The organism is Streptomyces sp. MB09-02B (assembly GCF_033794485.1).
In the GTDB taxonomy this organism is placed as follows: Bacteria; Actinomycetota; Actinomycetes; order Streptomycetales; family Streptomycetaceae; genus Streptomyces.
In genome coordinates this window covers 44,512-57,307 of sequence record NZ_JARGEE010000006.1, presented here as the reverse complement: position 1 = coordinate 57,307, position 12,796 = coordinate 44,512, and the positions used below count along the sequence as shown (strand labels likewise).

Genomic DNA, 12,796 nt, shown 5'->3' with positions numbered 1-12,796 from the left:
ACGGAGACGCAGTTACCACGCGTCCACCGGAGTGCGGGGCCTCTGCACGTCTGAAAGGATCCCCGCATGCTCGCTCGGCTCCGGTCGCTCACGACGCGATGGACTGCTGTCGTCCCGGTGGCCGCGGTCGTCCTGCTCGCTCTCACCTGGGGACGTGAACTGCCCCCCGCGCTCGTCGCCCTGGTCACGCTGGTGCTCGCGGGAGCCGTCCTGGCCGCCGTGCACCACGCCGAGGTCGTCGCCCACCGGGTCGGTGAACCCTTCGGCTCCCTCGTCCTCGCCGTCGCCGTCACGATCATCGAAGTCGCCCTGATCGTCACCCTGATGCTCGACGGCGGCGACAAGAGCGCGACCCTCGCCCGCGACACCGTCTTCGCCGCCGTGATGATCACCTGCAACGGCATAGTCGGCATCTGTCTGCTCGTCGCCTCACTGCGCCACGGGCTCGCCGTCTTCAATCCCGAGGGGACCGGCGCCGCCCTCGCCACGGTCGCGACCCTGGCCACGCTCAGCCTGGTGCTCCCCACCTTCACCACGAGCAAGCCGGGCCCCGAGTTCTCCACGGCTCAGCTCACCTTCGCGGCCCTGTCCTCACTGGCCCTGTACGGGCTGTTCGTGGCGACACAGACCGTGCGCCACCGGGACTACTTCCTGCCGATCACCAGGATGGGCGAGGTGATCACCCAGGACGACCACGCCGAGGCGCCGTCGGCCCGCACCGCCGGGACGAGCCTCGGACTGCTCGGCCTCGCCCTCGTCGGTGTGGTCGGCCTCGCCAAGGGCGTCTCGCCGACCATCGAGTCCGGCGTCGAGGGGGCGGGACTGCCGCACGCGGTGGTCGGTGTGATCATCGCGCTGCTGGTGCTGCTGCCGGAGACGATCGCCGCGCTGCGCGCCGCCCGCCGCGACCGGGTCCAGACCAGCCTCAACCTGGCCCTCGGCTCCGCCATGGCCAGCATCGGTCTCACCATCCCGGCCGTCGCCCTCGCCTCGGTCTGGCTCACCGGCCCGCTCGTCCTCGGCCTCGGCGCCACCCATATGGTGCTGCTCGCCCTGACGGTCGTGGTGGCCTCCCTGACCGTGGTGCCGGGACGCGCGACACCGCTGCAGGGCGGGGTGCACCTGGTGCTGTTCGCGGCGTATCTGGAGTTGGCGGTGAACCCGTAGGGCCCCGGGGCTCATCCCGTCGCGGGTTCCGCCTCCGCCGTCGTCGCCACGGGCACCGGCCGGGTCTCCGGCAGCAGGGCGAAACAGCCCAGGCTCAGCACGGCGATCCCGGTGAGATAGGCGCCCACACCCCAGGGCACCCGTCCGCCCTGGGCCACGGCGGTGGCCACGATCGGGGTCAGGGCTCCGCCGAGCACCCCGCCGAGGTTGTAGCCGACGGCCGCCCCCGTGCAGCGCACCCGGGGCTCGTACAGCTCGGGCAGGTACGCGGCGATGACGGCGAACATGGTGACGAAGCCGAGCATCGCCACGAGGAACCCGAAGAAGATCAGCAGGGGTTCGCCGGTCGCCAGGAGCGCGACCATGGGGAACATCCACAGCACGGTGACGCCACAGCCGATCAGACACATCGGGCGCCGTCCGTACCGGTCGCCGAGGACCGCCGCCACCGGCGTCAGGGCGCCCTTCACCACCACGGCGCCCATGATGCAGGTCAGCATGACCGTGCGGCTCACCCCGAGGCGCTCCGTGCCGTACGAGAGGGACCAGGTCGTCACCGCGTAGAACACCGCGTACCCGATCGCGAGCGCGCCGGCCGTCAGCAGGACCAGGCGCCAGTGGCCGCGCACCACCTCGGCGAGCGGCACGCGCGCGGGCTCGGTGATCTCCAGGAACCGCGGGCTCTCCGTGAGCGAGGACCGCAGCCACAGTCCCGCGAGGGCGAGCACACCGGCCGCCCAGAACGGCACCCGCCACCCCCAGGCGGCGAACTGGGCCTCCGTCAGGGTCGCCGACAGCGCCAGCATCACCCCGTTGGCCAGCAGGAAGCCGACCGCCGGCCCGACCTGCGGAAAGCTCGACCACAGTCCCCGGCGGTCGGCCGGCGCGTGCTCCGCCGTCAGCAGCACCGCCCCGCCCCACTCCCCGCCCAGCCCGAGCCCTTGCAGGAAACGCAGCACGAGCAGGAGGAAAGGGGCGCTCACACCGATCGAGTCGAACGTGGGGACGCAGCCGACGGCCACGGTCGCGCCCCCGGTCAGCAGCAGCGAGGCGACGAGGACCGGCCGCCGCCCGTGCCGGTCCCCGATGTGGCCGAACAGCACCGAGCCGAGCGGACGCGCCACGAACCCGACCCCGAAGGTCGCGAAGGCCGCGAGGGTCCCGGCCAGGGGTGAGAACGTCGGGAAGAACAGCGGCCCCAGGACGAGGGCCGCCGCCGTGCCGTAGACGAAGAAGTCGTAGAACTCGATGGCCGTCCCGGCGAGCGAGGCGGACGCCAGGCGCAGCATCGAGGGCGGTTTCACGGTGCGTGCAGGTTGCATGCCGCGTCAACTACCCACGGTGACGGGCGGTTACGGGGGCGTGCGGAGGCCCGTGCGAGGCCAAGGTGGTCCAGGAGGCGTCAACGGGTCTCAGTAGGTCACCGTGATGCGCCGGGCGGGTCCGTCCACCCGGATCACGCCCCCGTAGGGGATGACGACCTGCGGATCGGTGTGCCCGAGGTCCACGTCGAAGACGATCGTGGCGTCGGGGGCGTACGTCCGCATGGCGCGCAGGACGGCCTCCCGCTGCCCGGACGCGTAACGGGCCGCCTCCTCCGGGCTGTTGGGCCGGTCCAGGGACCACGTCTTGGGGCGGCCCATCAGCAGTGCGGAGAAGCGTCGTAGCAGACCGCGTTCGCCCATGTTGCGCAGGGTGCGGAAGACCTCCTCGCCGCTGGGCAGTTCCTCGGAGGTCTCCAGGAAGAGCACACCGCCGTCGAACACGGCCGGATCGCGCGGTACTTCGCGGTCGGCCATCAGCAGCCAGCCGACGATCTCCAGACAGCCGCCCCAACTCCGGCCCTCCACCACGCGGTCGGGGTTCACCCAGGTCCATCCGGCGCCCGGCACGGTCTCCGGCTCCGCGTCGAAGGTCGCCGGGTCCGCCCAGTCGCGGTCGATGTCGTTGAAGTACTCGGCAGGCCGCAGGTCGTACCGTCCCGAGGTGAAAAGGGCCGCGCGCAGGGAGTCGGCGGTCAGCGGGTCCATGGCGCCGGACCTGCCCAGCGCGGTCATCACGGTGCCGCCGTGAAAGCCGACTATGCCGGTGGTGTACAGGTACGCCAGCAGGTTGGTGTTGTCGCTCAGTCCGAAGAACGGCTTGGGGTTGGCCCGCAGCAACTCCCGGTCCAGGAAGGGCAGCACGGTGATCTGGTCGTCGCCGCCGATCGACGTCAGCACCGCCTTGACGTCCGGGTCGGCGAAGGCCGCGTGCAGGTCGTCCGCCCGCTCCCGCGGCGTGGTGCCCATCTTCCGTGTCGTCGGATACTCGACCGGCACGAGACCGTACTCGTCGCGCAGCCGCTCCAAACCCAGTTCGAAGGGGCGCGGGAAGAGTTCCGGCAGGCCGGCACCGGGTGAGACGACGGCGACCCGGTCGCCGGGGGAGGGCTTGGGAGGGTACGAGGGTGCGGTCATGCCGGGAGGGTACGGCCTCCTGCCCGACGGTTTCACCGTGATAAACCGGGGTCGAGCGGCGGTCCCGACGGGCCGCCCACCCCCGAACGGACCGGAGGAACCGTGCCCCGCAGCCTGGCCCACGCCCCGATCATGATTCTCAACGGCCCCAACCTGAACCTCCTGGGGCAGCGCCAGCCCGAGATCTACGGCTCGGACACCCTCGCCGACGTCGAGGCGATGTGCGCCAAGGCGGCGGCCGCGCACGGCGGCACGGTGGACTTCCGGCAGTCCAACCACGAGGGCGAACTGGTCGACTGGATCCATGAGGCCCGGCTCCACCACAGCGGGATCGTCATCAACCCGGGTGCCTACTCGCACACCTCAGTGGCGATCCTGGACGCCCTCAACACCTGCGACGGGCTGCCGGTGCTGGAGGTGCACATCTCCAACATCCACCAGCGCGAGACGTTCCGGCACCACTCGTACGTCTCCCTGCGCGCCGACGGGGTGATCGCCGGGTGCGGGGTGCAGGGCTATGTGTTCGGCGTGGAGCGGGTCGCCGCGCTCGCCGGGGCGGGCCGGGCGGACGCCTGAGCCCGCGCCCGAAGCCGTCGACACGGGCGCGGGCCCTGCGTGGTAAGGGCCGATCTCCAGGCGGGCGCCCCTTACAGGCGGCCCGCACCCCTTACAGGCGGCCTGCTTCGACGATCCGGCGCAGGAACTGACGCGTACGTTCTTGCCGCGGGTCGCCGAAGACCTGGTCCGCGGTGCCGTGTTCGAGCACGACGCCTCCGTCCAGGAAGCAGACCTGGTCGGCGACATCGCGGGCGAAGCTCATCTCGTGCGTGGCCAGGACCATCGTCATGCCGTCGGCCTTCAGATCGCGGACGACGTTAAGAACCTCGCCGACCAGCTCGGGGTCGAGGGCCGCGGTGATCTCGTCGAGGAGCAGCAGCCGGGGGCGTACGGCGAGGGCGCGCACGATCGCCACGCGCTGCTGCTGACCGCCGCTGAGCCGGTCGGGATAGGCGCCCGCCTTCCCGCTCAGCCCCAGCCGGTCCAGCAGCGCACGCGCCCGCTCCTCGGCCTCCGCGCGGGGAACGTCGTGCACCCGGCGCGGGGCGAGGGTGATGTTGTCCAGCACCGTCATGTGCGGGAACAGGTTGTACGACTGGAAGACCACGCCGATACGCCGCCGGACCGCGTCCTGGTCGACACGCGGGTCGGTGATCTCCTCGCCGTCCAGCCAGATCGCTCCGTCGTCGATGTCCTCCAGGAGGTTGGCGCACCGCAGCAGCGTCGACTTGCCGGACCCGGAGGCGCCGATCAGCGCGGTCACGGTGTGCGGGGCGACCTCCAGATCGACGTCCCGCAGCACGACGGAGCCGCCGAAGGTCTTGCGCACGGACTCCATCCGCAGCACGGGGGAGCCGTCGGAGGGGCGCGCGGCCTGCCCGGCCTGCCCGGTCTCCACGGTGTCTCGGCTGTCGCTCATGTCGTCCCTCCCTGTGCCCGCTGCCGGTCCATGCGGGCCGTGACCCAGTCGGTGAAGCGGGTCATCGGGATGGTCAGGGCGACGAAGACCAGTCCCGCGACGATGTAGGGCGTGTAGTTGAGGCTGCGGCCCACGATGATGTCAGCCGCCCGCACCGCGTCGATCGCGCCGCCGATCGAGACCAGGCCGGTGTCCTTCTGCAACGACACCAGGTCGTTGAGCAGGGGCGGCACCTGACGGCGTACCGCCTGGGGGAGCACGACGTGCCGCAGCGCCTGCCGGTTGGTCAGGCCCAGCGAGCGGGCCGCCGCGCGCTGCGAGGGGTGCACCGACTCGATGCCGGCGCGGAACACCTCGGCCACGTACGCCGAGTACGTGAGCGTCAGCGCCGTGCCGCCGAGGAGGACCGGGTCGACGGTCACCCCCTGGAGCCGGAGCGCGGGAACGCCCAGGACCACGATCATCAGGTTGATGATCAGCGGCAGGCCCCGGAAGAAGTCGGTGTACGCGGCCGCCAGCGCCCGCAGCGGGAAGAACACCGGGCCGCGCAGGGTCCGCGCGACGGCGATGAGCATGCCGAGGACGAGCACGGCGACGCCGCAGACCAGCAGCAGCCGTACGTTGAGCCAGAGCCCTTCGAGGACCTTGGGGAGCGCCTCGCGCGCGTACTCCGCGCTGAAGAACGTCTCCTTGGTCCGTGGCCAGCCGGGCGCGTTGACGACGACCAGGTAGAGGACGACGGCCGTGACCAGGGTCGACAGGGCGGCGACGGCGGTGGCGCGGCGGGCACGGTCGCGCCGGTAGCGCTCCCGGTCCAGCCGCCGGCGCGAGGGGACGTAGCCGTCGTCCGCGCCGGGCGGGTCGCCCTGGCCGTCCGCGTCCTCGGGGCCGGGCTCCTGCTTGACGACCGTCACTTGAGGACCGGGGCGTCGACGGCGTCGGAGAGCCACTCCTGCTCGATCCTCGCCAGCGTGCCGTCCTCGCGCAGGGCGTCCACGGCGGTCGTCACGCAGGACGTGAGGGCACTGCCCTTGTCGAGGACGAGCCCGAACTGCTCGGGCGTGCCGCCCTGGTTCTCGAACTGGCCGACGATCCTCGCGTCCGTCACCTCGGCCGAGGTGATGTAGAACGCGGTCGGCAGATCGACCACGATCGCGTCGACCTGACCGTTCTTCAGCGCGGACTTGGCCTGGTCGTTCTTCGCGTACGCGGCTGCCTCCCGGGTCGGCTTCACCACGTCCTGGATGTAGTTCAGGCTGGTGGTGCCGACCTGGGCGCCCAGGTGCAGCTTCCTGAGGTCCGCGATGCTCGTCGCCTTCGCGGCGGCGGAGCCCTTGAGCGCGACGACAGCCTGACGCACGTCGTAGTAACCCGACGAGAAGTCGACGGCCTTCTTGCGCTCGTCGCTGATCGAGACCTGGTTGATGTCGAGGTCGAAGGTCTTCGCCCCCGGCGCGAAGGCCTTGTTGAAGGGCACGCTCTGCCAGACGACATCCGCCTTGTCGTAGCCGAGTTGCTTCGCCACGGCGTACGCGACCGCGGACTCGAAACCCTCGCCGTTCTTCGGGTCGTCGTCCTTGAACCAGGGCTCGTACGCCGGTTCGTCGGTGGCGACGGTCAGCTTGCCGGACGTCTTCGTGCTCAGGTCGCCCTTGGCGCAGGAGGTTCCGGACGCCGAGGAGGAGGCCGAGCCGGAGGCGTCCTCCTCCGGCTGCGGGGCGCAGCCCACCGCGACGACGGCGAGCAGGGCGGCTATGGCGGCGGGGACGGCACGGCGCGGTGAGCGCGCGGTTCGCAGGACAGGACGCATGGCGTGAGATTGACAGCGCGACGTGCTGTCTGTCGAGGTCACGCGGGTGTTTGTCCGCATTCTGGGAACGGGTGTTGCGGCTGCGTGAACGCGTGCGACCGCGAGGGCGGGGCCGCCGGCCGAGGGCGGGGTTGGTGAGGCCGGCGGCCCATCCGCGCGGGAGCCGTCATCCCGTGCGGACCTGCTTCCAGTGGACTACGCCACGACGTACGCCGGGAGCGCGCGCGGGACACCGACATGTGCGTTCGATTCACACGGGGCGCGTGCGGGACCGTTCGCGCCCCCATCCGATCGTCCCACCAACTGCCTTATGGCACCGGGGAGTTACACAGCCCCCTGCGTGCCGCTCCGGCAAGTGCGGGCGCTCCGCGCCGAGCGTCGTGTCGTTGCCGTGGCCCGGGTGGACCCAGGTCTCCAGCCGTGACGGCTGTGGAGAAGGCCCCGGAGTGCGCGCGCACGACATGCACCACCTGTGTGTGACGGCCCCGGCGGAGTACGCCGCGAGGATCCTCCGATGGGAGGCCCCGTCGATGACGTTGCGGATGACGTTGCGATGCGGCTGCCCGTGTCACCGGAGGGCCCCCGGTCCGGCCGAGCGCCCCAGGCATGAACGGCCGGGCCGGGTCTTCTGCGTAGGCCCTCACCACACCACTGGCGTCACTCCGGTTGCGGGCCGGGGCGGAAGGCGTGCGCGATCATCGCGTAGTGGGCCGCGATCTCCAGTTGGCGGTCGCTGCTTATCGCGGCCTCCTTGGCCTCTGCTCTGGCCAGGAACGCACGGGAGCGTTGAAGACAGTAGGCGCGCACTTCCTCGTCGCTGGCGTCCCCGAGGCTGAATCCTTCCGGCGCCGGGGGTGCGGTGTACTCCGCGCGGTTCCACGGTCGGTCTTTCGCCATGTCTTTCCCCTCCCACTCGGTGCGGACAGGCGTCCGCGTCGTGTCGAAATGGTGGCACGCCTATCGGGAGCCGATATGGGGCTTCAGGCCCCACGTCCTGCCGCGCTCGACGCCTTGCGTTCGCCCCCTCCCTCGCCCCGGCTGGGCCGCACCGGGGGACCGTGGAGCGGACGGTGGCCTGGCCGGCCGGGTGCCGACGCCTTCACCGTCGTTACGAGCGCAGGGCTGAACGCCTCCTTGCCTTCGCCGGGACAGCCACAACTCTGATCTGCTACCGCCGGCTCTCGGCCTGATGCGATGCTCAGGTATTGGCACCTCGCGCCGTTACCTGCCAGCGGTCGACCACCTCGCGGTCTCGGACGACCAGCAGCTGCTCGGCGAGATTCACCGGCGTGCATATGTGGTTGGGGACGACAGCGACCAGCGACCCAAGGCATGGTCCCCTCACCCCCTCCGGAAGCCGGACCACGGCGTGGTGCTCCCACAATCCGGTGATGGTTCCCTGCGGGAACTGGGGCAGGTAGCCGTGGCCCGTCACCCAAGGCGACCGGTCGGAGCCGAGGACCTTGCTACCGACATCAAGCACAAAGCGGTCAGGGGCGGGAACGCTGATCACCGTCGCTGCGGCAACCAGTGCCAGATCCCCCACACCGCATGTGCCAATGGCCAGCTGGGTGGCGTCATTGAAGACGTAGACACCGGGCCGCAACTCGTTCACCTCTCCCGGCTGCCATCGCCCCACCGTAGGAGTCGACCCGCCGCTGACCACGCGGATGTCCATCCCAAAGTCCCGCAGCGCCTGTGCGGCCTCGCTCAGCGTGCGCTCCTCGTCCCGTGCGGCACGCTCACGCGCCTGCGCATCGTGCGCGTAGCCGTGTCCCGGGAAGGTGAACACGCCGGCAACATCGAGTCCTGCGTCGGCGGCAGCCTTCCCGACCTCACCAGCAGCGTGAGGCGGTACTCCCGTGCGGTGGCTCCCGCTGTCGACTTCGACGAGCACCTCGACCGGCCGTGCGCTGCCGCGCACGGCTTTGCCCAGCCGATGCGCGCCTTCGACCGATTCGACACCAACTTTCAGGACGACGTCGTCCGCCAGTCGGCGCAGCCGCTGCGCCTTGTCGGCATCGAGCCACACGGGGTAAGCGATGAACAGGTCATCCACGCCGACCCGAGCGAATGCCTCGGCCTCGCTGATCGTGGCCACCGACAGCCCGCGCGCGCCGGCTCGAAGCTGACGATCGGCGATCTGCGCGCACTTGTGGCTCTTGGCGTGCGGGCGCAGAGCGAACCCGCGAGACCGCGAAGCCTCAGCCATCTGCGAGATGTTCCTGTCCAGAACGTCAGGATCGACCACGAGTGCCGGCGTAGCCAGCCCATCGGGCAGCGGTATCGCCATCTCTTGCCTCCCATCACGGAACACGTCCGGATGATCATGGCAGTCGGCGGACCAGTGCCGCAGGGTCATCACTTCAGGCCACATGTACCTACGTCTCTCGCGCTCGCGCAACGGGTGCGGATGCGCTCTGCCTCCGCCGGGGTGAGGCTGGCGGCATGGCTTCCGCCCGGTCGTACACCCGCCCGACAAGGACGGCGGGCGGCGGGCCGGAGGAGTGGGGCTACCACTAGGGAGACAAGCATGACTGTCCGTACCTATGTCTCGACGACTGTGAGGAACGACCGTGTCGACGAGGTTCTCCACGCGCTGGAGAACGTGGATCCGGATGCGATCGTGGCATCCGTCAACCGCTCGGACACTCCCGACGTCCCCGCCGGGGTATCGGTATCTCTGAGCGGTGATGCCCGTGAGGCGGTGAGGAAGCAGCTCGGTGTAATTCCCGATCTGGAGTGCGAGATTGACGTGCGGGACACCGAGGATCTGTGAGCCGGACATGCGGATGGCCCCCGCTCGGTCTTGGTGAGCAAGCAGGGGCCATTCGTCACGGCAGCCAGGAAAGCTCAGCGGTTACCTGCTTCGTGCGTACGGGCGCCAGGCGTTGGCTGACCCGGAGTCGGAGCCTCTCGCCGAGGCAGCGCGACCTGAAGAGTGGGATCGCGCCGGGTAGCCCTCGAGACTGATCACGGGCGGCGGTCGACCTGCAACCCGCCTGGCCTCGGCGCACGATCTGGCACAGATCTTCCCACCCCGCGGTCACCGCTGCCGGCGTCGGTGACGGAGCTCTGGACGCCACCGTTTCCGTGGGCATGGCGCTCCGTGGGCGCCGACGGGCCTGAATGCGCGACCGCCTCCCGCTTCGGATGCGAGAGACGGGGGCGGGCGGTCGGCGTTGGACGATTACCAGCCTCGTACGCGCATCTCCGCGAGGTGTGGCCGCTCCGTGCCGAGGGTGGTGTCGTTGCCGTCTCCGGGGTAGATCCACGTCTCGTCGGGGGGTGTGCCGTCCGGGTCGCAGACGGCGGCGCTCAGGATGTCGGCGGCTGTGGCAGCGAGGGACATGCGGCGGCGGGCGGCGAGGTCCACCAGGGCCGCGTGGACGGCGGGGGTACGCGGGTGGTCAGCGGCATGGACGGCATGGGTCTCCGGGCGTTCTCGGCGGTCTGACGTCCCCAGGCGGGGTGTACACGGGTCCGGCTGGTCTGACCTGCGCGGATGTGTAGCGGTACGGACCGCCGAAACCGCGTAGGAGGCCGGATCTGTCAGCGAAATGGCTACGTTTCTCAACGGTCGGCAGCCATTCGCCGGGCGGGTGGGCTGGATGCGGGAGCGGTTGAACTCGTCTTCCCGCTGCGTGAGGTCGGCGGCCGCTGCGTCGAGGACGCCCGCCGAAATCCAGGAGAACGGGCCGGAGGGGGCGGGGTGCCCCCCAGCACGTCTCGCGTTGAGGCCGGCGAACGTGGGACTCGAGCGGTGGGCCGAGCGGCACGGCGTCGAGGCCGCCCTTCGGCTCGCCGAGGCCGAGGACCTGGCCGACGCCGTCGCGAAGGAGCTCACCCCGGCGCGGATGTGGACGCGCTTCTGCGCCGTCACCGAGCTGCCGGAACGGGAGGGATCCCGGGGCGGGCTGGTGGCGTTCGTGACGTGGATGCTGCGCGAGGGCCAGCAGAACGGCAACGGCTACGCCCCGTCGTCGGCAAGCACGATCCTTGCCGGGGTCGTCGTCGGCCTGCGTGAGCGCGGCTGCGCTGTAACCCGCGACGACCAGGCGGCCGCCCGCAAGGCGCTGGACGGCCTGGCCGTTCGGCGGCTGCAGGAAGGCGAGCGGCGCGGCCGGAGCCAGGCGGCGGCCGCCGAGGTGCCCGACCTGTACCGCGTGGTGAGGGCCTGCCCCGACACCCTCGCCGCGGCCCGGGACAAGGCGCTCATCCTGACGGGCTTCCACTACGCCTCACGTGCTCAGGACCCCGCCGGCCTCCTCGCCGGGGACGTTACCCCGGCCAGAAGTTGTCCGTCCGGTGAGCCGCCGTACCTGCTTCGAATGGAGATCGATCCGATCACCTGCGGCGGTCACCAGATGTTTGCCGTCGGGCGAGAGGGCGAGAGGGCGAGAGGGCGAGTTCGGCCGCGCGGGCGTCGGGGAAGACAGCCGTACGGCGGGAGGGAGCCAGGTCCCACACCTCGATGGTTCGGCGCACGACCATCGCGGCGTCATGACGGGAGACGGCGATCCGACGGCAGTCGGGAGAAGCGGATCACCCCGGGTCGTGCGGACGCTCTCCGTACCCGTATCGGCCTGCGCACCACCCTCTGGCACCCGGGCCATCTCACCCGTTCCGAACCTGTGCCGGCCGGGACTCCGCCGCGTCCTCGCCGATCCCTTGCGGACCTGAGGCGCCGCAGAATGACGCTCAGGGGGTCTGCCTGATCTCAGTCGCTTGGGACCACACCGCCCGCCACTGGCCGTCGTTGTTCTCGTAGCTGTCGGTGTGCCAGTACGTAGCGCGAGGGACCGCGTGGCCCGCGAAGACCACTTCGAGGGTGGCCTGGTAGCGGATTACGGCGGCGTTGCCGTAGAGGCGGACGTCGATGGAACCGGGTTCCCAAGCGACATAGTCGATGTGTCCGGTGGCGATGGCCGTGAGGTATTCGTCCTTGGACAGCACCGCACCGACGGGAGTGACGAGTTGGAAGTCCGGCGCGTGCAGATCGGATCCGGCGGCGGCATCACCCGCGACCAGTGCACGGAGCCGGGCTCGCTCGACCTCGCGGATCTGTTCCGCGACCGGGTGGGTGGCCGGGACATCGGCTGTCTGTGCCATGGGGGTGTCACTCCTGGGTTCGAGGGCGGGGACGCGCCGACGGGTCGCGATCAAATCGAACGGGGGCGCGGGTGCGAGGCCACACCTTGCGTGGGGCGCTGGACAAGCTAACACGACTTGTCTAATTGGACTTGATCTGTCTAAACCGTTAGCGTGCGGATATGGTAGATGACCGGGTTGGGCGCATTCTTGACGCCGCTCTGACCGTTTTCAGTCAATATGGGTACGGCAAGACCACCATGCAGGACATCGCCCGCGCTGCCGGGATGTCGCGGGCAGCGCTCTACCTTCACTTCTCCACCAAGGAAGACCTCTTCCGGGCAGGGTCCCGGAGGGCGCACTCGAGAGCACTCGCCCAGGTGGACACGTCTCTCGCCGGGCGAGGCGACGTACTGTCGCGAGTCGATGCCGCGACGGCCGCCTACTTCGGGGGATTGATGGCGCAGATCTCGTCCAGCAGCCATGGCGGGGAACTGCTCGACGCCGGTCTCACCATCACGGGGGACATCGTCAGCGAAGCCAATGCCGCCCTGGCGGCCCGGCTGGCCTCCGCGCTGGACGCGGCTGCGGTGGCCGGAGAGGTCCAGTTCTCGGCCGTCGGTGCGACCGCCGGGGATATCGCGCGTCTCCTCCTCGCGGTCACGGAGGGACTCAAGGAGACGAGTGCGGACCCGGTGCTCTGGCGCGAGCGCAGAGCCCTCTTCCTGCGCCTGGTGGGTGCGGCGATCGCGCCACCCGGCGGCATCGGTTCATGACCATCGTCCTGTCCAG

General features: G+C 70.4%; 13 protein-coding genes and 2 pseudogenes. 6 read left to right on the top strand and 9 right to left on the bottom strand.

Translation table 11 applies throughout. The features are described from left to right. The first annotated feature begins 66 nt into the window (after positions 1 to 66). Positions 67 to 1,167 (top strand): ionic transporter y4hA, encoded by a 1,101-nt coding sequence (locus P1P70_RS02240; protein ID WP_319234070.1) that lies wholly within the window; start codon positions 67 to 69, stop codon positions 1,165 to 1,167. 11 nt (positions 1,168 to 1,178) lie between these two features. Here P1P70_RS02240 and P1P70_RS02235 read toward each other — a convergent pair whose 3' ends face one another. Both P1P70_RS02235 and P1P70_RS02230 read right to left on the bottom strand, forming a co-directional pair. Continuing rightward, positions 1,179 to 2,456 (bottom strand): MFS transporter, encoded by a 1,278-nt coding sequence (locus P1P70_RS02235; protein WP_319234069.1) that lies wholly within the window; start codon positions 2,454 to 2,456, stop codon positions 1,179 to 1,181. Between the two features lie 123 nt (positions 2,457 to 2,579). Next, the gene (locus P1P70_RS02230) at positions 2,580 to 3,626 is read right to left on the bottom strand and encodes an LD-carboxypeptidase (RefSeq protein ID WP_319234068.1); all 1,047 of its coding nucleotides are present in this window, start codon (positions 3,624 to 3,626) and stop codon (positions 2,580 to 2,582) included. A 102-nt stretch (positions 3,627 to 3,728) separates the two neighbouring features. Here P1P70_RS02230 and aroQ point away from each other — a divergent pair, with 102 nt between their 5' ends. Further along, complete coding sequence (gene aroQ / locus P1P70_RS02225) at positions 3,729 to 4,202, top strand: type II 3-dehydroquinate dehydratase (RefSeq protein WP_045560964.1); 474 nt, start codon at positions 3,729 to 3,731, stop codon at positions 4,200 to 4,202. Positions 4,203 to 4,293: 91 nt separating this feature from the next. On the opposite strand, the gene P1P70_RS02220 is transcribed toward aroQ, so the two are convergent. The 4 genes from P1P70_RS02220 to P1P70_RS02200 all read right to left on the bottom strand — a co-directional run bounded on the left by P1P70_RS02220 (position 4,294) and on the right by P1P70_RS02200 (position 7,810). Continuing rightward, positions 4,294 to 5,103 (bottom strand): amino acid ABC transporter ATP-binding protein, encoded by an 810-nt coding sequence (locus P1P70_RS02220; RefSeq protein ID WP_319234066.1) that lies wholly within the window; start codon positions 5,101 to 5,103, stop codon positions 4,294 to 4,296. Next, complete coding sequence (locus tag P1P70_RS02215; RefSeq protein WP_319234065.1) at positions 5,100 to 6,017, bottom strand: amino acid ABC transporter permease; 918 nt, start codon at positions 6,015 to 6,017, stop codon at positions 5,100 to 5,102. Before P1P70_RS02215 ends, P1P70_RS02220 begins: the two co-directional genes overlap by 4 nt. Continuing rightward, positions 6,014 to 6,913 (bottom strand): ABC transporter substrate-binding protein, encoded by a 900-nt coding sequence (locus P1P70_RS02210; RefSeq protein WP_319234064.1) that lies wholly within the window; start codon positions 6,911 to 6,913, stop codon positions 6,014 to 6,016. The genes P1P70_RS02215 and P1P70_RS02210 overlap by 4 nt, the downstream gene beginning before the upstream one ends. A gap of 657 nt (positions 6,914 to 7,570) precedes the next feature. Continuing rightward, the gene (locus P1P70_RS02200; protein ID WP_319234091.1) at positions 7,571 to 7,810 is read right to left on the bottom strand and encodes a hypothetical protein; all 240 of its coding nucleotides are present in this window, start codon (positions 7,808 to 7,810) and stop codon (positions 7,571 to 7,573) included. 143 nt (positions 7,811 to 7,953) lie between these two features. On the opposite strand from P1P70_RS02200, the pseudogene P1P70_RS02195 reads away from it, so the two are divergent. Next, positions 7,954 to 8,103, top strand: a pseudogene (locus P1P70_RS02195) (IS5/IS1182 family transposase); the annotation flags it as partial. Positions 8,104 to 8,111: 8 nt separating this feature from the next. Here P1P70_RS02195 and P1P70_RS02190 read toward each other — a convergent pair. After that, on the bottom strand, positions 8,112 to 9,275 hold the full coding sequence (locus tag P1P70_RS02190) for an alanine racemase (RefSeq protein ID WP_319234063.1): 1,164 nt from the start codon (positions 9,273 to 9,275) through the stop codon (positions 8,112 to 8,114). Positions 9,276 to 9,446: 171 nt separating this feature from the next. Between P1P70_RS02190 and P1P70_RS02185 the strand changes: the two genes are divergently transcribed. After that, positions 9,447 to 9,692 (top strand): hypothetical protein, encoded by a 246-nt coding sequence (locus tag P1P70_RS02185; protein WP_319234061.1) that lies wholly within the window; start codon positions 9,447 to 9,449, stop codon positions 9,690 to 9,692. A gap of 411 nt (positions 9,693 to 10,103) precedes the next feature. Here the strand turns inward: P1P70_RS02185 and P1P70_RS02180 are convergent. Continuing rightward, positions 10,104 to 10,205: pseudogene (locus P1P70_RS02180) on the bottom strand (MBL fold metallo-hydrolase); the annotation flags it as partial. Positions 10,206 to 10,662: 457 nt separating this feature from the next. Here P1P70_RS02180 and P1P70_RS02175 point away from each other — a divergent pair. Next, complete coding sequence (locus P1P70_RS02175) at positions 10,663 to 11,631, top strand: hypothetical protein (RefSeq protein ID WP_319234060.1); 969 nt, start codon at positions 10,663 to 10,665, stop codon at positions 11,629 to 11,631. Here P1P70_RS02175 and P1P70_RS02170 read toward each other — a convergent pair. Further along, positions 11,615 to 12,025, bottom strand: coding sequence for a nuclear transport factor 2 family protein (locus P1P70_RS02170; RefSeq protein ID WP_319234058.1), 411 nt, complete (start codon positions 12,023 to 12,025; stop codon positions 11,615 to 11,617). The genes P1P70_RS02175 and P1P70_RS02170 overlap by 17 nt on opposite strands. 161 nt (positions 12,026 to 12,186) lie before the next feature. Here P1P70_RS02170 and P1P70_RS02165 point away from each other — a divergent pair, with 161 nt between their 5' ends. Next, positions 12,187 to 12,780 (top strand): helix-turn-helix domain-containing protein, encoded by a 594-nt coding sequence (locus tag P1P70_RS02165; RefSeq protein ID WP_319234057.1) that lies wholly within the window; start codon positions 12,187 to 12,189, stop codon positions 12,778 to 12,780. Positions 12,781 to 12,796 lie beyond the last annotated feature (16 nt).

What these genes read in the sequence shown, in the direction of transcription:
- P1P70_RS02185 (WP_319234061.1), top strand. Translation starts at nt 9,447, where the DNA reads ATGACTGTCCGTACCTATGTCTCGACGACTGTGAGGAACGACCGTGTC.
- P1P70_RS02235 (WP_319234069.1), bottom strand. Translation starts at nt 2,456, where the DNA reads ATGCTGCGCCTGGCGTCCGCCTCGCTCGCCGGGACGGCCATCGAGTTC.
- P1P70_RS02170 (WP_319234058.1), bottom strand. Translation starts at nt 12,025, where the DNA reads ATGGCACAGACAGCCGATGTCCCGGCCACCCACCCGGTCGCGGAACAG.
- P1P70_RS02230 (WP_319234068.1), bottom strand. Translation starts at nt 3,626, where the DNA reads ATGACCGCACCCTCGTACCCTCCCAAGCCCTCCCCCGGCGACCGGGTC.
- P1P70_RS02220 (WP_319234066.1), bottom strand. Translation starts at nt 5,103, where the DNA reads ATGAGCGACAGCCGAGACACCGTGGAGACCGGGCAGGCCGGGCAGGCC.
- P1P70_RS02190 (WP_319234063.1), bottom strand. Translation starts at nt 9,275, where the DNA reads ATGACCCTGCGGCACTGGTCCGCCGACTGCCATGATCATCCGGACGTG.
- P1P70_RS02165 (WP_319234057.1), top strand. Translation starts at nt 12,187, where the DNA reads ATGGTAGATGACCGGGTTGGGCGCATTCTTGACGCCGCTCTGACCGTT.
- P1P70_RS02200 (WP_319234091.1), bottom strand. Translation starts at nt 7,810, where the DNA reads ATGGCGAAAGACCGACCGTGGAACCGCGCGGAGTACACCGCACCCCCG.
- P1P70_RS02210 (WP_319234064.1), bottom strand. Translation starts at nt 6,913, where the DNA reads ATGCGTCCTGTCCTGCGAACCGCGCGCTCACCGCGCCGTGCCGTCCCC.
- P1P70_RS02240 (WP_319234070.1), top strand. Translation starts at nt 67, where the DNA reads ATGCTCGCTCGGCTCCGGTCGCTCACGACGCGATGGACTGCTGTCGTC.